Source organism: Rhodococcus sp. 05-340-2 (genome assembly GCF_002258915.1).
In the GTDB taxonomy this organism is placed as follows: Bacteria; Actinomycetota; Actinomycetes; order Mycobacteriales; family Mycobacteriaceae; genus Rhodococcoides.
Map to the genome: position 1 here is coordinate 51647 of NZ_NOYU01000022.1, position 16962 is coordinate 68608.

The 16962-nt window shown below is 65.2% G+C and carries 17 protein-coding genes; 10 read left to right on the forward strand and 7 right to left on the reverse strand.

The window, feature by feature from the left end:
* On the forward strand, positions 1-1452 hold the full coding sequence (locus CH271_RS11080; protein ID WP_094633620.1) for an NAD-dependent succinate-semialdehyde dehydrogenase: 1452 nt from the start codon (positions 1-3) through the stop codon (positions 1450-1452).
* An 89-nt stretch (positions 1453-1541) separates the two neighbouring features.
* On the opposite strand, the gene CH271_RS11085 is transcribed toward CH271_RS11080, so the two are convergent.
* Positions 1542-2570 carry a Glu/Leu/Phe/Val family dehydrogenase gene (locus tag CH271_RS11085; RefSeq protein ID WP_256986392.1) on the reverse strand — a complete coding sequence of 343 codons (1029 nt, stop codon included), beginning with the start codon at positions 2568-2570 and terminating at the stop codon, positions 1542-1544.
* Between the two features lie 249 nt (positions 2571-2819).
* Entirely contained in the window at positions 2820-3299 is a 480-nt protein-coding gene (locus CH271_RS11090; protein ID WP_037188511.1) for an Lrp/AsnC family transcriptional regulator, read from the reverse strand.
* Positions 3300-3433: 134 nt separating this feature from the next.
* Here CH271_RS11090 and pdhA point away from each other — a divergent pair, with 134 nt between their 5' ends.
* Genes pdhA through CH271_RS11110 form a run of 4 tightly spaced genes read left to right on the forward strand, consistent with a single transcriptional unit; the run spans position 3434 to position 9058 of the window.
* On the forward strand, positions 3434-4516 hold the full coding sequence (gene pdhA, locus CH271_RS11095) for a pyruvate dehydrogenase (acetyl-transferring) E1 component subunit alpha (RefSeq protein WP_037188508.1): 1083 nt from the start codon (positions 3434-3436) through the stop codon (positions 4514-4516).
* Positions 4513-5517 (forward strand): alpha-ketoacid dehydrogenase subunit beta, encoded by a 1005-nt coding sequence (locus tag CH271_RS11100; RefSeq protein WP_037188505.1) that lies wholly within the window; start codon positions 4513-4515, stop codon positions 5515-5517. The genes pdhA and CH271_RS11100 overlap by 4 nt, the downstream gene beginning before the upstream one ends.
* Positions 5518-5565: 48 nt before the next feature.
* Complete coding sequence (locus CH271_RS11105) at positions 5566-6858, forward strand: dihydrolipoamide acetyltransferase family protein (RefSeq protein ID WP_037188503.1); 1293 nt, start codon at positions 5566-5568, stop codon at positions 6856-6858.
* Positions 6859-6910: 52 nt separating this feature from the next.
* Entirely contained in the window at positions 6911-9058 is a 2148-nt protein-coding gene (locus CH271_RS11110; protein WP_094633622.1) for a thiamine pyrophosphate-dependent enzyme, read from the forward strand.
* A gap of 1 nt (position 9059) precedes the next feature.
* On the opposite strand, the gene CH271_RS11115 is transcribed toward CH271_RS11110, so the two are convergent.
* Positions 9060-10529, reverse strand: a complete 1470-nt coding sequence (locus CH271_RS11115) for an MDR family MFS transporter (RefSeq protein WP_094633623.1) — start codon at positions 10527-10529, stop codon at positions 9060-9062.
* A 146-nt stretch (positions 10530-10675) separates the two neighbouring features.
* Here CH271_RS11115 and CH271_RS11120 point away from each other — a divergent pair, with 146 nt between their 5' ends.
* Entirely contained in the window at positions 10676-11293 is a 618-nt protein-coding gene (locus tag CH271_RS11120) for a TetR/AcrR family transcriptional regulator (protein ID WP_094633624.1), read from the forward strand.
* Between the two features lie 68 nt (positions 11294-11361).
* Here the strand turns inward: CH271_RS11120 and CH271_RS11125 are convergent, their stop codons facing one another.
* Together CH271_RS11125 and CH271_RS11130 are read right to left on the reverse strand one after the other, a co-directional pair.
* Entirely contained in the window at positions 11362-12507 is a 1146-nt protein-coding gene (locus tag CH271_RS11125) for an NAD(P)/FAD-dependent oxidoreductase (protein WP_094633625.1), read from the reverse strand.
* Positions 12504-13001 carry an Lrp/AsnC family transcriptional regulator gene (locus tag CH271_RS11130; protein ID WP_094633626.1) on the reverse strand — a complete coding sequence of 166 codons (498 nt, stop codon included), beginning with the start codon at positions 12999-13001 and terminating at the stop codon, positions 12504-12506. Before CH271_RS11130 ends, CH271_RS11125 begins: the two co-directional genes overlap by 4 nt.
* Positions 13002-13172: 171 nt before the next feature.
* Here CH271_RS11130 and CH271_RS11135 point away from each other — a divergent pair, with 171 nt between their 5' ends.
* Genes CH271_RS11135 through CH271_RS11145 form a run of 3 tightly spaced genes read left to right on the forward strand, consistent with a single transcriptional unit; the run spans position 13173 to position 15080 of the window.
* Positions 13173-13745, forward strand: coding sequence for an antibiotic biosynthesis monooxygenase (locus tag CH271_RS11135; protein WP_037188487.1), 573 nt, complete (start codon positions 13173-13175; stop codon positions 13743-13745).
* 25 nt (positions 13746-13770) lie between these two features.
* On the forward strand, positions 13771-14538 hold the full coding sequence (locus CH271_RS11140) for a tyrosine-protein phosphatase (RefSeq protein WP_094633627.1): 768 nt from the start codon (positions 13771-13773) through the stop codon (positions 14536-14538).
* Between the two features lie 17 nt (positions 14539-14555).
* On the forward strand, positions 14556-15080 hold the full coding sequence (locus CH271_RS11145; protein ID WP_037188483.1) for a peroxiredoxin: 525 nt from the start codon (positions 14556-14558) through the stop codon (positions 15078-15080).
* Positions 15081-15104: 24 nt separating this feature from the next.
* Here CH271_RS11145 and CH271_RS29295 read toward each other — a convergent pair whose 3' ends face one another.
* Positions 15105-15227: a hypothetical protein gene (locus CH271_RS29295; protein WP_255138702.1), complete on the reverse strand. Its 123-nt coding sequence runs from the start codon at positions 15225-15227 to the stop codon at positions 15105-15107.
* 92 nt (positions 15228-15319) lie between these two features.
* Between CH271_RS29295 and CH271_RS11150 the strand changes: the two genes are divergently transcribed.
* Positions 15320-16447, forward strand: a complete 1128-nt coding sequence (locus CH271_RS11150) for a class I SAM-dependent methyltransferase (RefSeq protein WP_094633628.1) — start codon at positions 15320-15322, stop codon at positions 16445-16447.
* A 4-nt stretch (positions 16448-16451) separates the two neighbouring features.
* On the opposite strand, the gene CH271_RS11155 is transcribed toward CH271_RS11150, so the two are convergent.
* A complete protein-coding gene (locus tag CH271_RS11155; protein ID WP_094633629.1) occupies positions 16452-16877 on the reverse strand; it encodes a hypothetical protein in 426 nt (141 codons plus the stop codon).
* Positions 16878-16962 lie beyond the last annotated feature (85 nt).

The window sequence follows — 16962 nt, forward strand, 5'->3', positions numbered from 1 at the left end:
ATGTCGGCTTCCGCCTTGATCTCCTCGCTGCCCACCGATCTGTGGCTCGGCGGCGTGCAAGCGACCTCTGCGTCGGGTGCACGATTTGCCGTGCTGAACCCGGCGACCGGCGAGGAGTTGACCACCGTCGCCGACGCGACCGCGGCCGATGGCATCACCGCGCTCGACCGTGCCGCCGAGGCGCAACCGGGATGGGCGGCAACGCCCGCTCGTGAGCGAGCCGAGATTCTGCGGCGCGCCTTCGACCTGCTGCAGGAGCGTGCTGCCGACTTCGCTCTGCTGATGACCCTCGAAATGGGAAAGTCTTTGGCGGAGAGTCACGGTGAGGTGAAGTACGGCAGCGAATTCCTACGCTGGTTCGGTGAGGAAGCCGTCCGAATCGGTGGACGGTTCACCCCCGCCCCTGCGGGTAACGGCTCGATCCTGGTCACCAAGTCGCCGGTCGGCGCGGTCCTGGCGATCACCCCGTGGAACTTTCCGCTGGCCATGGGCACACGCAAGATCGGCCCGGCACTGGCGGCGGGCTGCACCGTCATCGTCAAACCGGCCGAGGACACCCCACTGACGATGCTTCTGCTCGGACAGGTGTTCGCCGACGCAGGGTTGCCGAGTGGTGTGTTGTCGATACTTCCCACCTCCGACGCCGCCTCCGTCACGGGCCCGTTGATGGACGATCCGAGGCTGCGGAAGATCACGTTCACCGGATCGACCGGAGTCGGAAAGCTGTTGGTGCGCAACGCAGCAGATCGACTGCTGCGGACGTCGATGGAACTCGGTGGCAACGCTCCGTTCATCGTGTTCGACGACGCGGACATCGACGCCGCTGTCGACGGAGCGATGCTGGCCAAGATGCGCAACGGCGGCGAGGCCTGCACGGCGGCCAACCGCCTGTACGTCGCGAACTCCGTGCGTGAGGAATTCACCGCGAAGCTGACCGCGCGGATCGAGGCACTGACGGTCGGTCCGGGTGACCGCGAGGGCACCGACATCGGGCCGCTCATCAACGACAAGCAGCGTCGAACTGTCACCGCCCTCGTCGACGACGCCGTCGCGAAGGGAGCACGGGTGCGCACCGGCGGAGCTGCACCCGAGGGGCCCGGATTCTTCTACGCGCCGACGGTTCTCGACAGCATCCCGGCCGACGCGAATCTGTTGCAGGACGAGATCTTCGGCCCGGTCGCAGCGATCGTCGGATTCGACACCGAGGACGAGGCCGTGGCCGCAGCCAACGACACCAGGTACGGGTTGGTGGCGTACTTCTACACCGAGAGCCTCGACCGCGCCCTTCGGGTGTCGGCAGCACTGGACACCGGCATGGTCGGCGTCAATCGCGGTGCGATCTCCGACGCCGCAGCCCCATTCGGTGGTGTCAAGGAATCGGGCTTCGGACGCGAGGGCGGGTCGGAGGGTATCGAGGAATACCTCGAGACCAAGTACATCGCGCTCAGGTAGCGGTGCGCGTATCGCTCCACTCCGCGACCGAGGGCGCGGGAATCCGCGACTTTCGGCCGGGAGTGGAGCGAGAGGGTGCGAGCCGGCGGTCAGTTCTGCGCGGCGGCGATTCGATCCTCGGCCAGGCGATCGGCTGCGGCTCCCAGCAGGATGCCCTCGGCGCGAGCGATGGCGAAGATGCCCGCGACCGTGCTGCGGATCTTGCCGATCGTGGCCATCACCTCGGTCGAATCCTTGCCGCGCAGTTCGCCTTCCACCTGGATCAAGCCGCCGGCGTTGGCAACGTAGTCGGGTACCCAGACAATCCCGCGCGCAGCCAGCATGGCTTCGACATCGGGTGTGAGGAGTTGATTGTTCGCTGCGCCGCACACGATGGACGCCGACAGCCGGGCCACCGACGAGGCGTCGAGAGTGGCACCCATGGCGCACGGCGCATAGACGTCGATGTCGGCACCGATGATGTCGGATCCGACGGTGACACCGGGGAAGTCGGTGACGATGCGATCGAGGGCGGGCGCGTAGGAGTCGCTGACGATCACCTCGGCACCTGCCTCGCGAAGCAGTGCGACGAGGTTGTAGCCCACTTTGCCCGCACCTTCGACGCCGACGCGCTTGCCGGTCAGATCGTCGGAGCCCCAGGTCGATTCGGCTGCGGCCAGAAGAGAGAGGAAGACTCCGAGCGCGGTTTGGGGGCCGCTGTCGCCGGTGCCGCCTGCGGTGGTGTTCTTGCCGACTACGTGCGCCGTCTCCTCGGCGATCATGTCGAGATCGTCGCTGTTGGTGCCCACATCGCCTGCGGTCACGTATGTTCCGCCGAGCGACTCGACGAACCGGCCGTACGCGCCCAGTAGCGTCGGGGTCTTGATGGCGTTGGGGTTGCCGATGATCACCGCTTTTCCGCCGCCGAGATCGACGCCCGCAACGGCGGCCTTGTAGGTCATTCCCCGGGAGAGCCGTAGTACATCGGTCAACGCATCCTGCTCGGATGCGTAGGGGTAGAAGCGCGTTCCGCCGAGAGCGGGTCCCAACGCAGTGGAGTGGACCGCGATGATCGCGCGCAACCCGGTGTCGCGATCCTGGCAGAACACGACGCGCTCGTGTGCGGAGTCGCGCGGCATGTCGGGACGATCGAAGACGCCCGTCGGCAGGGGATCGTTCGGGGTGGGTACGACGGCGGGGTGGTCGGCAACGATGGACACAGGCAGTCTCTTTCGGTGATGAGGCGGCGGTACCCGGAAATGGATGGTGTCCGGGAACATGTCCGTCGAAGAGTGCCGTGAACGTGCACGCTGGTCAACCACCGTTACCGAGAACGTGCATGTTGCACTGTGGCGCGTGAATCGACTCGGCAGAGCTGGTCTGGCTGCTCAGCGTCGGCCCTCCTCGGCGAGCTGTTCGAGCAACGGCTTGGTGCGGTACTGGATCAGCTCCGACATCGCGATGGACATGTTGGTGCGCTCGACGCCGGGGATGTCGAGGATGAGACCTGCGATGCGATACAGGTCGTCGGCGTCGACGGCGGCGATGCGGATGTGCATGTCCGCAGCCCCGGACAGCCCGAACACCTCGAGCACTTCCGGAATGGTGCGCAGGTGTTCGGTGACCGCCGCCAGGGTGTGCTGGTTGACCTGTGCGGTGACGAATGCCTGCAGCGGGCGTCCCAGCGACTTCGGCGGAATGCGGTGATCGATCGGGGTCAGTGATCCTTTGTCGTCCCATCGACCGAGGCGTGCCTGGACGGTGTTGCGAGACAGGTTCAGTGTGGTGGCGAGTTCGACACCGGTGGCTCGTGGCCTCGCGCAGAGGGCGAGCAGGAGCCGGGCGTCGGTCTTGTCCAAATCGGTCATTGCGCACTTCCTGTCGCTCGGTCGTTACCCAATATTGTGCACGCTGCGCAGTTCTGAAGTCATCGCTTGTGCAGTGTGGATGTCGGTGGTGTCCTTGTGAAGGACATCACATCAGGACGGAGAGTGCCACGACCATGAACACCAACTCGCTGGTTCAGCTGATCAAAGAATCGGGAACAGTGGTGCGCAACGAGACCTACTCGCCCCTCGTCGCCGACATCGACACGGCCGCGATGATGGAGATGTACCGCGATCTCGTTGTCGTCCGGCGTATCGATTCCGAGGCCACCGCACTGCAGCGACAGGGCGAACTGGGCTTGTGGGCTCCGTTGCTCGGGCAGGAAGCAGCACAGGTCGGATCCGCTCGTGCGCTCGACACCGAGGACTTCGTGTTCGCCAGCTACCGCGAGCACGGTGTCGCTTACTGTCGCGGAGTAGACCCCACCCAGATGCTGCGGTTCTGGCGCGGATCGACACTGTCCGGCTGGGACCCGTACGAGTACCGCATGACTACACCGGCGATCATCGTCGGATCGCAGGGTCTGCACGCGACCGGTTACGCGATCGGTATGCAGCTCGAGGGCGCCGAGGGCGCAGCCATCACCTACTTCGGTGACGGCGCGACCAGCCAGGGCGACATCTCCGAGGCGCTGGGCTTCGCCGCCAGTTTCCATGCACCGGTGGTGTTCTTCTGTCAGAACAATCAGTGGGCGATCTCCGAACCGGTGACGGTGCAGACGAAGGCGACGATCGCCGCTCGTGGTGAGGGCTACGGAATACCATCGGTGCGCGTCGACGGTAACGACGTCCTCGCGGTTCTGGCGGTGACCAGGGCAGCGCTGGCGCGGGCGCGTGAAGGCAGTGGCCCGACGCTCATCGAGGCCGTCACCTACCGCATGGGCCCGCACACCACCTCCGACGATCCGACGCGATACCGCTCGGGTGCCACCGACGACGAATGGCGCGCCAAGGATCCGATCGACCGAATCGAGAAGCTGCTCAAGCGAATCGGCGTGTTCGACGACGCGTTCGCCGCCTCGGTGAAGCGCACGGCCGACGACGTCGCCGCCGAGCTTCGTCGCGGATGCCTGGAGACAGTCGAACCGGCTGCGATGTCGGTGTTCGACAACGTCTACGCCGATCCCCACCCCCTCCTGGACGACGAGCGAGCCCAGTTCGCCTCGTACCAAGCCGGATTCGAAGGAGCCATGTCATGACCACCCTGGAACGGCCCACCAGTCTTCCGTTGGGCAAGGCCATCAACGCAGGTCTGCGACGAGCGATGGAGAACGATCCGAAAGTCCTGCTGATGGGCGAGGACATCGGCAAGCTCGGCGGCGTCTTCCGCATCACCGACGGCCTGCAGAAGGACTTCGGCCCCGGTCGTGTACTCGACATGCCGCTGGCCGAATCGGGCATCATCGGCACCGCAGTCGGACTCGCGATGCGGGGATTCCGCCCCGTGTGCGAGATCCAGTTCGACGGCTTCATCTATCCGGCGTTCGACCAGATCGTCTCGCAGGTCGCCAAACTGCACTACCGCACCAGTGGAAACGTCAAGATCCCGATGACGATCAGAGTGCCCTACGGTGGCGGAATCGGTGCCGTCGAGCATCATTCGGAGTCTCCCGAAGGATATTTCGCGCAGACCGCAGGCCTTCGCGTCGTCACCTGCAGCAATGCCGCCGACGGTTACTCGATGATTCAGCAGGCCATCGCCAGCGACGACCCGGTCCTGTTCTTCGAGCCGAAGCGCCGGTACTGGGAGAAGAGCCCGATCGATCTGGAGTCGCGTGATCTCGACGCGTCCTACCCTCTGCATCGCGCGCGGGTGGTCACCGAGGGCACCGACATCACCCTCATCGCCTACGGCCCACTCGTTGCCACCGCCCGCAAGGCCGCCGAAGTCGCTGCCCACGAGGGAATCTCGATCGAGGTCATCGACCTGCGTTCTCTCTCGCCGATCGACTTCGAGACCATCGAGGCCTCGGTGCGCAAGACCGGACGGCTGGTCGTCACGCACGAGGCCCCCGTGTTCATGGGCCTCGGCTCCGAGATCGCCGCTCGGATCTCCGAACGCTGCTTCTACAACCTCGAAGCGCCGGTGCTGCGCGTCGGTGGCTTCGGTACTCCGTACCCGGCATCGAAGCTGGAGAAGTTCTATCTCCCCGACGTCGACCGGATTCTCGACGCAGTCGACCGCTGCCGCTCGCACTGATCTCGCGCTCACCGACCGCCGCCGATACGTACCGAACAGGATTCGACGATGCCCACCATCAAGAGCTTTCCGTTGCCCGACCTCGGGGAAGGACTCACCGAAGCCGATCTGCTGACCTGGCTCGTCGCCGTCGGTGACACCATCGAGCTGAATCAGAACATCGCCGAGGTCGAAACGGCCAAGGCCGCCGTCGAACTTCCCTCACCGTTCGCGGGCGTCGTTGCTGCCCTTCATGTGTCGGAAGGTGACACCGTCGAGGTCGGCGTCCCGATCATCGACATCCGCGTCGATGGAGGCACCGACGATGTCGCAGCTACCCCCGAGCTAGCCGCCGATGTGGACGAAGCGAGTCCGGTGGAGGACAGCGAGGAACGCGTCCCGGTTCTCGTCGGCTACGGCGTGGCGAAGGAAGGGTCGAGTCGACGCGGCGGCCGAGGGACCACGCCGGTCGCTTCGACCTCGAGTGGCCAGAACGGTAAACCGCTCGCTACACCGCCGGTGCGAAAGATTGCCAAGGACAACGCTGTCGATCTTGCCGAGGTACCCCCGACCGGAGCTCGCGGCGACGTCACCCGCGACGATGTCGAGTCGTATCTGCACGGAGCGGACACTGCAGGGGAGCAGACCCCACCGCGGGTCGGACGCGAGGTGCGCACACCGATCAAGGGAGTGCGCAAGCACACGGCGGATGCGATGGTGCGCAGTGCATTCACCGCTCCACACGTCACCGAGTTCGTGACCGTGGACGTCACCGAAACCCTGACACTGCTGGAATCCCTGAAGTCCTCGGCTCACTTCGCCGACGTGCGGCTGACTCCGCTGGCTCTGGTCGCCAAGGCGGTTCTCGTTGCGTTGAAATCGAATCCCTCGCTCAATTCGTCCTGGGACGAGGCAGCTCAGGAGATCGTCACCAAGTACTACGTGAACCTCGGCATCGCCGCGGCGACCCCGCGCGGATTGATGGTTCCCAACATCAAGGACGCCCACGAACTCTCGTTGGTGGATATCGCGCGCGCACTGGCAGAGCTGACGCGCACGGCCAAGGAGGGCAAGAGCAGTCCTGCCGACCTGGCCGACGGAACCATCACCATCACCAACGTCGGAGTGTTCGGTGTCGATGCAGGCACTCCCATCCTCAATCCCGGCGAAGCTGCCATCCTGTGCTTCGGTTCGATCCGCCGCATGCCCTGGGAACACGAGGGTGCCATCGCACTGCGGTCGGTGACGACACTGTCGCTCTCGTTCGATCACCGTCTCGTCGACGGCCAGCAGGGATCGCAGTTCCTCGCCCTCGTAGGCCGGTTGCTCAGCACTCCGATGGATATGATCGCCCTGAGCTGATTCACGCAGCTCGGCTCGATGGAGACGGCTCTACGGGAACAAGGGTGCGAGTGTGGCCGAGGCGATCGACGAGTACTTCCTGCAGCAGGTTCGGTCGATCCGGCCCGGTCGGTCGGTCGACGCGGATCCGCAGCGACTGATCCGGTACTTCGACGCTCAACTCGCGAGCCGGCATCTCGACTTCGCCGCGCGCTGGTTGCAGTCCGCGGGCTTCGGCTACTACACCATCGGCTCGTCCGGGCACGAGGCCGACTCAGCTGTCGGTGCCGCGACCACGGTCACCGACCCGGCGCTCCTGCACTACCGATCCGGCGGCTTCTATGCCGCACGCGCACAACAGTATCCGGGTTCGACGCCGATCCAGAACGTGCTGGCGAGCCTGATTGCCTCGACATCCGATCCCATGTCCGGTGGCCGCCACAAGGTGTTCGGGCATCCGGACCTGGGCATCGTTCCGCAGACATCGACCATCGGTTCACAGGTGCCGCGCGCGGTCGGTCTGGCGTTCGCACTGGGGCGGGCGAAGGCACTCCGGCATCGAACCCCGTGGCCCGAGGACGCCATCGTCGTGTGCAGCTTCGGCGATGCCTCGGCCAATCATTCGACGACGGTGGGTGCGCTGAACTCTGCGGCCTATTGCGCACACCAATCCGTTCCGATGCCGATCCTGTTCGTCTGCGAGGACAACGGAATCGGGATCAGTACCCGATCGCCGCGGGGTTGGATCGCGCAGTCGCTCGGCCGATTACCGTCGATCGAGTACGTGCGCGCCGACGGCGATGATCCGATCGAACTGATGCGCACCGTCGACGCTGCGGTAGCGACGGTACGGGCAAGGCGGCGTCCGGTGGTCCTCCACCTCGAAACGGTGCGGTTGATGGGCCACGCCGGTTCCGATGCCGAACTCGCGTACCGCACCAACGCAGACATCGTCGGTGACTACGCACGAGATCCGTTGCTCGCCGGCGCACGCGCGCTGATCGGGGCCGGTGTGCTCTCGGCAGCCGACGTCGAAGGCCGCTACGAGGCGATGCGCGAGACCGTCATGACCGAGGCCGAGGCAATGGTCGAGTCCCTGCGGTCCGGGGCGTCGTCGCGCCTGGCTACCGCGGACGCGGTGATGGCCCCGCTCACCGAACGGCGACCGACTGCGGTAACCGCCACCGAACAGAGCCTGCGACCTGCAGAGGGCGGGTCGCGTCTGACGCTTGCAGCCATGATCAACAGGACGCTCACCGACATCATGGCGGCGCGACCGGACGTCCTCGTGTTCGGCGAGGATGTGGCCGTCAAGGGTGGCGTCTACGGCGTCACGAAAGGTTTGCGCAAGAAGTTCGGCGCAGCACGGGTTTTCGATACGCTGCTCGACGAGCAGACCGTGCTCGGCACCGCCCTCGGTGCTGCGCTCGCGGGATTCGTCCCCGTACCCGAGATTCAGTATCTCGCCTACCTGCACAACGCCGATGACCAGCTTCGCGGCGAGGCGGCGTCGCTGAAGTTCTTCTCCGACGCCCAGTACACCAACGGGATGGTGGTGCGCATCGCCGGTCTGGCGTATCAACGCGGTTTCGGCGGACATTTCCACAACGACAATGCGGTCGCCGTTCTGCGCGACATTCCGGGCATAGTGGTTGCTGTCCCGAGTTCGGCGGCGGAGGCCGCCGGTCTGCTCCGAACGTGTGTGGCACTGGCCGTCGAGGAGGGGCGGGTGTGCGTTTTCCTGGAGCCGATCGCGTTGTATCACCGCACCGACCTGCTCGACGGTGACGGGGCATTGCGTTGTGCCGACCATGCTTCGACCGAATTCGGCACGGTCGCAACGCATGGCGATGGCGTCGATCTGGCGATCGTCACGTTCGGGAACGGCGTGGTGATGAGTAGACGAGCCGCGTCCACGTTGCGCGAACACGGGATCGCTGTCACGGTTGTCGATCTGCGATGGGTCGTTCCGCTCCCGAGCGAGGATCTGCTGCGCCGGCTCTCGGAATTCGATCGGGTACTGATCGCCGACGAGACCCGGCACGACGGGGGAGTGGGCGAGGGTGTCGTGACCGCTCTGGTCGAGGGATGCTACGACGGTGCCATCCACAGAGTGTCGAGTGCGAATTCGTTCGTACCACTGGGTGCCGCGGCCGATCTGGTCCTCCTGTCGGAAGACCGGATCGTCGCCGCGGCCCTGAAGCTGATCGAAGTCGAGTGACTCAGTGAACCGGTTGGGCAGGGGCGACGGCGTCGCGATCACTGCGCGCCGGTGCCCGGATGAAGAACGACGCTGCCACCGCCACCAGTGACACGGCCCCGCCGTAGAGGAAGGCGGTGTGGATCCCGGCCTCGGAGCCGCCCACAGCGGTTGCGCCGTCGGCGATTCGGGCTGCTGCGGTGTTCGACATCACGGTGACGAACAGTGCGGTACCTGCGGCACCTGCCAACTGCTGAACCGTGCTGAAGATGGCACTACCGTGCGAATACAGCTGGGTGGGAAGCGATCCCAGCGACGAGGTCATGAGCGGCGTCATGATGAGCGCGAGGCCGGCCGAGAGCAGCATGTGGATACCGATCACGAGCGGAAGGGCGGACTGCGCGTCCAGGACGGTCATCGACCACAGCGCGGTGCTCACCACCACCGCACCTGGAACGACCAACGGGCGCGGTCCGATTCGGTCGAAGATGCGTCCGACGAACGGCGCGAGCAGGCCCATCAGCAGTCCGCCGGGGAGCAGCATCAGGCCGGTGTCCAGGGTGTCGAGACCGCGGACGTTCTGCAGGTACATCGGTAGCAGGATCAGAGCGCCGAACAGGGCCATCATCGAGATCGCGATCATGCCGAGGCCGATGCTGAAGGTGGGGGTACGGAACGGACGCATGTCCAGTAGAGCTCCACCCTGATCTTGCCGGGCGATCTGACGCAGCACGAACACCACCAGGGCAATCGCTCCGACCACCAGTGGCAGCCATACCGGCACCACGGACTCCTCGGCCGAGTGTCCCAGGCTGCTCAGGCCATAGACGATCCCGCCGAAAGCCAACGCGGACAACACGACCGACGGCGGATCGAACGACGGCCGACCGGTCTGGGTCACGTTCTTCACCAGAGTGGTCCCGATGGCGAACGCGACGAGTGCGATCGGCAGGACGAGCCAGAACATCCAACGCCAGTTCAGCGAATCGAGGATGACTCCCGAGATGGTCGGACCGATGGCGGGGGCCACGGCGATGACGATGGAGATCACGCCCATCATCGCGCCGCGCTTGTGCGCCGGAACCACCGTGAGCACGGTGGTCATCAGCAGCGGCAACATGATCGCCGTGCCGCTGGCCTGGGTGACGCGTCCGAGCAGGAGCAGCTCGAATCCAGGGGCAGAGGCTGCGAGCAGCGTGCCGACGGTGAACAGAGTCATCGCCGCCACGAATACCTGGCGCAGTGTGAAGCGCTGGAACAGGAATCCGGTGATGGGGATGACCACCGCCATCGTCAGCAGAAATCCGGTGGTGAGCCACTGTGCGGTGGTCGCCGTGATGCTCAGGTCGACCATCAGTGTGGGCAGCGCCACGCTCATGATCGTCTCGTTGAGGATCATGACGAACGCGGCGATGACGAGGATGCCGATCAACAACTTGCTGCCCGGCGCGAGCTGCCCGTCGGGTGCGTGGTCGGTCTCAGGTGTGGTCATGTGTCGAGAACTTTCGCGTATGGGTTCAAAGGTGCAAAGGAATACTGTCGAGACAGCCTGACTCATTGTGACAGTGACTGTCAACTTGAATATTACTGGTAAGTTGACGGCGAGAATACCGAGAAGCGGGCGATGGGTGGAGGACGATGAGCGAGCACGTACCGGATCTGCGAGAGCGTCGTCGCCGAGAAACCCAGCTCGAGATCACCCGTGCCGCGCTCGAACTGTTCGAGACGCAGGGCTGCGCCGCGACGACGGTCGACCAGATCGCACGTCGGGCCGGAGTATCGCCCAGCACGTTCTTTCGTAGCTTCGCATCCAAGGAAGAATCGGTTCTCGGCCTCGCCCCGGAGTTCGAGCTCGACATCGACGCCTGGCTGGCGTCGTCCGCACCCGAGGACATCACCCTCACTGCGATCGAAGCACTCTACGAGCGATCGGTCGAACGATTTTCCGCCGCCCCGCACGAGGCGCGGGATCGACTACTGCGTACCCGACGGCTCATCGGGCGTGACGACCACCTCCGAGCCGCTGCCTTCGCGACCGAGGCCATGACGCTGTGTCGCGTCACCGACTCGGTGGCCGCCAAACTCGGTGGCCACGAATCACGTTCGTACGCACGGTTGCTGATCGAGGGTGCCGGAATGGCCATGCGCATCGCCTTCGACGACTGGGCCGAGCGCATCGACGCCGGGCAGGACGCCGACCTGGTGGACATCTACCGAACCACGCTGCGCGATCTACGACGCGTCGTGGCCGGCTGACCGCGCAGGTCGTGCGCGGAACTTCGTAGCAGGGGTCGAGTTTTCGTGCACGTGGCGCGATGCGCCTCTCACCTCAGGCGACTGGGCGACAGGTCCGCTTCGTCGAGTCCGCGGGCGATGACGTCGGCCGGAAGTGGTTCTCCGCGAACGATCGTCGCGCCGACCCTGGCCAGCGCCGCACACGTCTGGATTCCGTATCCGCCCTGACCGGCGCACCAGAAGAATCCCTCGACCTTCCGATCGAAGCCCACGACCGGGGTGCGATCGGGGACGAAACTGCGCAGACCCGCCCAGGACGAGCGCAGATGTCGTCCCGTCAGCGTGGTCGCCTCGGCAATGTCGTCGAACGCTCGGGCGATCTCCAACTCGTCCGGGCGGGCATCGCTGGGCTCGATGGGCGTCTCGTCCGCAGGCGAGCACAGTAGTTGTGCGCCTTCGGGTTTGATGTAGAACTTCTCGTCCATATCGCTCAACGTCGCAAGATTCGCGGTGTCGAGATCATCGGGCGCGGCGACCATGAACACCGACCGACGCATCGGGACGAGTCCGATCGGACCGGCACCCGCCAGTGCGCCCACGACGTCCGCCCATGCGCCTGCTGCGTCGACGACGAGCGGCGCAGTGTGGACCGAACCGTCCGTGGTGTGCACGTGCCACAGTCCGTCGATGCGTCTCAGTTGCGTCACACCTGCCCTGGTGTGGACGCGACCACCTCGATCGCGCAGCCCCCGCACGAACCCCTGATGCAGCGCGTGTACCTCGACCTCCATCGAATGTGGTTCGTACAGTGCACAATCGATCAGTTCGGGGCGTAGCGGCGGAAAGAACTCACGCGCGTCGGTAGGAGAGACCAATTGGGCGTCGGGTGTCAGTCGGCTGACATCGGCGTACATCGCCTCGAGCGCGTCACCTCGCCCGACGGCCGCGATCTGCAGCAGCGGACGCGGGGCGAGCAGTTCGGACCGGAAGTGCTCCGGCGGGTTCATCAGGAATTCACGACTGGCGGTCGTCAGAGCACGAATGGTGCTGTTGCCGTAGGTCTCCAGGAACAGCGCGGCCGAGCGGCCGGTGGTGTGGAAGGCGAGGGTCTTCTCGCGCTCGAGCAGTGTGACGCGTCGGTCGCTCGCGAGTTCGTAACCGAGCGAGACGCCCCCGATTCCGCCGCCGATCACGATGACGTCGGTGGAGTTCGGTTCTCGCTCGGACGTGGTCATGGATTGCTCCCGTTCGTTGTCTCTGCGGTCCACTGCGCGCCGGGGCCGATCGCCTCGTCGAAGATCAGCCAGGTTCGCGTCGACAGTATCCCGTCGAGTCCCTGCAGCTTGTCGAGCACCAGATGGCGTAGTGCCGACGTGTCCGGAGCCCGAACCAGGACGAGCGCGTCGAAATCTCCGCCCATGAGGCTGACGTGTTCGACGAACGGGAAGGTGCTCAGGTCGTCGGCGACGGCGCGCCAGGAATCCTGCCGAATGGACAGAGCCACATACGCCGACGCGCCGAACCCCGCTTTCTCGTAGGAGATGCGTGCGGTGAATCCCTCGATGACCCCTTCGTCGACGAGACGGTCGACGCGCACGTAGGCGTGTGCTCGCGAGATGTGGGTGGCCTCGGCCAGGGCGCGCATGGACATCCGGCCGTCCCGGCTGAGCTCGGTGACGATGCGTCGGTCCACGTCGTCGAGTCGGTACTCGGGTCCGTGCTGTGCCATCCGTCCACTCCAGGTCGCTCGAGAAGGGTCTGTGTAGACGAATTGTCACATCCTTTGGCACATCGAGCCATCGATCTTCGTTTCCGCCCACGATTTGAATGTCGGTCCATCTGGCCGCACTCTGTGTAGAACACATCGATCCGCGACGAACACGAGCAGAAGGGGTACCGCATGACCACGACCGATACGCTCGATCACGTCACGACCTCGGTCGCACGACGCGTCCGTCAGGGATACGAAGCCGACTTCGTGGAGTGGACCGATCGCGGTATGGATCTCGTCCGAACCTTTCCCGGATTTCTCGGTGGCGGTTGGCTGCGCAGTTCCGGTGATTCCAGCGACTACCACGTGGTCTATCGATTCGAGACACACGACAACCTCGACGCCTGGCTGCGCTCGGATGCCCGGCGCACCTGGCTCAGCACCGGCCGTCCCATCGCCGACGACGTTGCGACACATCGACTCTCCGGTGTGGAGGGATGGTTCGAGCCGCAGTCCAACCTCACCGACGCCGTCCGGGTCATCGGTGGTCCGCCGCCGCGGTGGAAGCAGGCGATCTCGATCGGCGTGGCCTTCTACGCCGTCAGTCTGCTCGTCAACATCGTTCTCACGCCACATCTGACGGACCTGAACGTGGCTCTGCGCACTGCACTGGTGGTGATGATGTGCACGCCGCTGATGGTCTACGTGGTGATGCCGTTCGTCACCGCCCGGCTGCGTCGGTGGTTGGTACCGCGCTCGTAGCATCACCTTCGATAGGGTCGAAACCATGCGCAACGCCCCGGTACACGATCAATTCGCCCTCGACGGGGCCTGGAACTTCCGCGATCTCGGCGGTGCGCGCACCACGGACGGGGCGACGATCCGGCCCGGATTGTTCTATCGCGCATCCGAATTGAGTGGGTTGACGGAGATCGGGCAGCGCGCTGTCGCGGATCTGGGCATTCGTACCGTGTTCGATCTCCGCGGTGATTCGGAGGCCGAACGGAGCGGCGTCGACCGAGTTCCCGACGGCGTCGAGTCGATCTCCGTGCCGTACGAGAATCTGAAAGGTGAGCGAGCCCCACACGAGGTAGCTCCGATTCAGGACGAGCAGACTCAAGTGGACTACATGATGCGGGCGTATGCCTCCTTCTCGACTCTCGACGGAGCGTCCCACGCGATCAAGCGGGTGGTGGACGAGATCGTGGAGCAACGCGGCGGCGTCCTGGTGCACTGCGCAGCGGGCAAGGACCGGGCAGGGTGGACGGTCGCGACGGTGTTGCGGGCGGCCGGCGTCGACGAGGACGACATCGTCGCGGACTATCTGAGAAGCAACGACGCGATGGAGCCGTTGCTCGCGCACGTCCGCCGAACCTGGACCGGACTCCACGACGTTCTCCCCACCGAGGCGATACTGGGTGTCCGTGCGTCCTACCTGGAGCACGGCCTGGAGGTCATGGCGAGGTCGCACGGCTCGTTCGACGGGTACCTGAACTACCTGGGCATCGATCGGGATCTCCGACGACGTCTGACTGCCTCGCTCGTACAGGACTGAGCGGTACCCTCTGCGTCATGCGAATCGGACGGACGGCCCCGGATTTCGAGCTCCCCGATCATTCGGGTGAATCCCGTGCGCTCTCCGAGCTGACCGAGTCCGGTCCGGTCGTACTGTTCTTCTACCCGGCGGCCAACAGTCCCATCTGTACCGCCGAGGCATGTCACTTTCGTGACCTGGGAGCAGAATTCGAACGGTTCGGTGCTCAGCGAGTAGGGATCAGCACCGACACCCGCGACAAGAATCAGCATTTCGCTCTGCAGAGGTCGTTCGACTTTCCGTTGCTGTCCGATCCCGACGGTGCGGTGGCCGAACAATTCGGCGTGCGACGCGGCGGGTGGTTCACTCGGCGGCGTCGGCTTCGAGAGCTCGAACGCGGCCACTCGAACGCGGGTCGACGCGGGTATCTGAGGCAGTTGCTGTCCGTGAAGAGGACGACGTTCGTGATCGATCGGCACCGAGTGGTGCGGATGATGGTGCAGAGCGAGCGCGGTCACGTGCACGCGACCAAGGCGTTGGAGTACCTGCGCTACCTGTCGTGAGAGTTGTTCGTTGTCGTCCGAACGTCAGTCGTTCGCGCCGCTGAACAGGGCGGTGTAGACGGCAGGCTTCGAGGCTTCGGCGTGCGCATCGGTCGATGCGTCGTCGGGATGGCTGAAGAGTGCCTCGTTCTTGTCTTTGTGTTCCATTCCCCGAGCATGCCCCTGATTCGCCGCAATAGCCACTTGCCGCGCGGAACGACCGTGTCCGACCGGTCGGGTTCGGGTGGGATACTGCCCGTGTGCCCGATGAATCCCTGTTCGACGCCCTGCGGCGTGAGCCCGACGCCGAGGCACCCAACCTCCATGCCGTCGACGCCGCGGACCGCCTCGTCCTCGATACCGTCGACGAACTCCCCGGAATCGACAGGACGACGCCGATCGCGGTGATCGGCGACCGGTACGGAGCTCTGACCCTCGGAGCCGTTTCTCTCGGGTTCACCGCGGTCCGAGTTCATCAGGACGCCGTCACCGGCGCGCGGGCGCTCGAGCTGAACGCCGCGCGGGTTGCGATGACCGGGTCGTACACCCAGCACGCATTGGGTGCCGAACTGCTCGACGGCGTCGGGGTGGTGTTGATGCAGTTGCCGCGAGGTCTGGCCGAACTGACCGAGATCGCCGAACACATCGCCGCACATGCGCCGGCGGACGTCGTCGTCCTCGCAGGCGGACGAGACAAGCACATGACCCCGGCGATGAACGACGTCCTGCGGAAGTCGTTCGAGACGGTCACGGCCGGCCGCGGCCGGCAGAAAGCCCGAGTGCTCACCGCACGCGGCGCGGTGGCGTCGGGCATGACGTATCCGGTGAGCAAGCGGATTGCCGACCTGGACCTGACGGTGGTGGCGCACGGTGCGGTGTTCGCGGGGGCCGGTCTCGACATCGGGACGCGATACCTGTTGGAATACGTTCCGAAGATGCTCCCGCGAGCCCGCGTTGCCGTCGACTTGGGCTGTGGCACAGGAATTCTCGCGACCGAGCTGGCCCGAACGAGGCCCGATCTCGAGGTGATCGCCACCGATCGCTCGTCCGCAGCGATCGCGTCGGCAGCGGCCACCGCGGAGGCGAACGGGACGAGTGTCGCGGTGATCGCGGACGACGCGATGTCGACGTTCGAGTCGGAATCGGTCGATCTGGTGGTGTGCAACCCGCCGTTCCACGAGGGGGCGGCGGTGCACACGGGTGGGGCCAGCAAGTTGTTCGTCGCGGCCGGTCGGGTGCTGCGGCCGGGCGGTCAGCTGTGGACGGTGTTCAACACCCACCTGAACTACCGACGTGAACTGGCCGACGCCGTTGGCCCCACCGACCTGGTGGGGCGCAACGGCAAGTTCACCGTCGCTCGCTCGGTACGCCCGAGCGAGCAACGGTAGACGGTCAGCTGACCGGGCCGCCGTCCTCGGGGGTTCCGTCGATTTGTCCCCGGTTGCGTCCGAGATCCTCGAGGAGAGTGCCCTCGACGATCTCGGCCTGACGCTGGCCCTCCGCGTAGTCGATGTCGGGATCCTCGTCGGATTCCTCGATGACGTGGTCGACCAGTTCCTCGGTCAACTCCTCGTCGGGGGTCTCGGTGATCGGGCGGTCGAGATCTTCCTCGACGGCGACATCGGGTTCTTCCTCGCTGAGCTTGAGGTCCAGGCTCTCGCCCTCGGCTGCCTCGCGGGCGGTGGTGCCGAAGCTGTTGGCCTCGCTCCAGTGGTCGGGAGGATCGACCACGGTGTCACCGTCGTCGTTGCGCACCTCGTCGGAGTCGACGCTTTCACTGGGGTCCAAGGTCTGGTCGGGTCCGTCTTCGATTGCCATTTCCTCATAGTGCCCGTTTCGATTCGGTGTCACACACGCGGTCGTCTCCGCGTGTCGGGGCCCTACCCGGTAGAGTCCGATTTGT

Bases quoted from the DNA above. Each gene is read 5' to 3' on its own strand.
- CH271_RS11120 (WP_094633624.1), top strand. From the start codon at position 10,676: ATGAGCGAGCACGTACCGGATCTGCGAGAGCGTCGTCGCCGAGAAACC.
- CH271_RS29295 (WP_255138702.1), bottom strand. From the start codon at position 15,227: ATGGAACACAAAGACAAGAACGAGGCACTCTTCAGCCATCCCGACGAC.
- CH271_RS11085 (WP_256986392.1), bottom strand. From the start codon at position 2,570: ATGCCGCGCGACTCCGCACACGAGCGCGTCGTGTTCTGCCAGGATCGC.
- CH271_RS11155 (WP_094633629.1), bottom strand. From the start codon at position 16,877: ATGGCAATCGAAGACGGACCCGACCAGACCTTGGACCCCAGTGAAAGC.
- CH271_RS11090 (WP_037188511.1), bottom strand. From the start codon at position 3,299: ATGACCGATTTGGACAAGACCGACGCCCGGCTCCTGCTCGCCCTCTGC.
- CH271_RS11130 (WP_094633626.1), bottom strand. From the start codon at position 13,001: ATGGCACAGCACGGACCCGAGTACCGACTCGACGACGTGGACCGACGC.
- CH271_RS11105 (WP_037188503.1), top strand. From the start codon at position 5,566: ATGCCCACCATCAAGAGCTTTCCGTTGCCCGACCTCGGGGAAGGACTC.
- CH271_RS11100 (WP_037188505.1), top strand. From the start codon at position 4,513: ATGACCACCCTGGAACGGCCCACCAGTCTTCCGTTGGGCAAGGCCATC.
- CH271_RS11135 (WP_037188487.1), top strand. From the start codon at position 13,173: ATGACCACGACCGATACGCTCGATCACGTCACGACCTCGGTCGCACGA.
- CH271_RS11115 (WP_094633623.1), bottom strand. From the start codon at position 10,529: ATGACCACACCTGAGACCGACCACGCACCCGACGGGCAGCTCGCGCCG.
- CH271_RS11080 (WP_094633620.1), top strand. From the start codon at position 1: ATGTCGGCTTCCGCCTTGATCTCCTCGCTGCCCACCGATCTGTGGCTC.
- CH271_RS11140 (WP_094633627.1), top strand. From the start codon at position 13,771: ATGCGCAACGCCCCGGTACACGATCAATTCGCCCTCGACGGGGCCTGG.
- CH271_RS11125 (WP_094633625.1), bottom strand. From the start codon at position 12,507: ATGACCACGTCCGAGCGAGAACCGAACTCCACCGACGTCATCGTGATC.
- pdhA (WP_037188508.1), top strand. From the start codon at position 3,434: ATGAACACCAACTCGCTGGTTCAGCTGATCAAAGAATCGGGAACAGTG.
- CH271_RS11145 (WP_037188483.1), top strand. From the start codon at position 14,556: ATGCGAATCGGACGGACGGCCCCGGATTTCGAGCTCCCCGATCATTCG.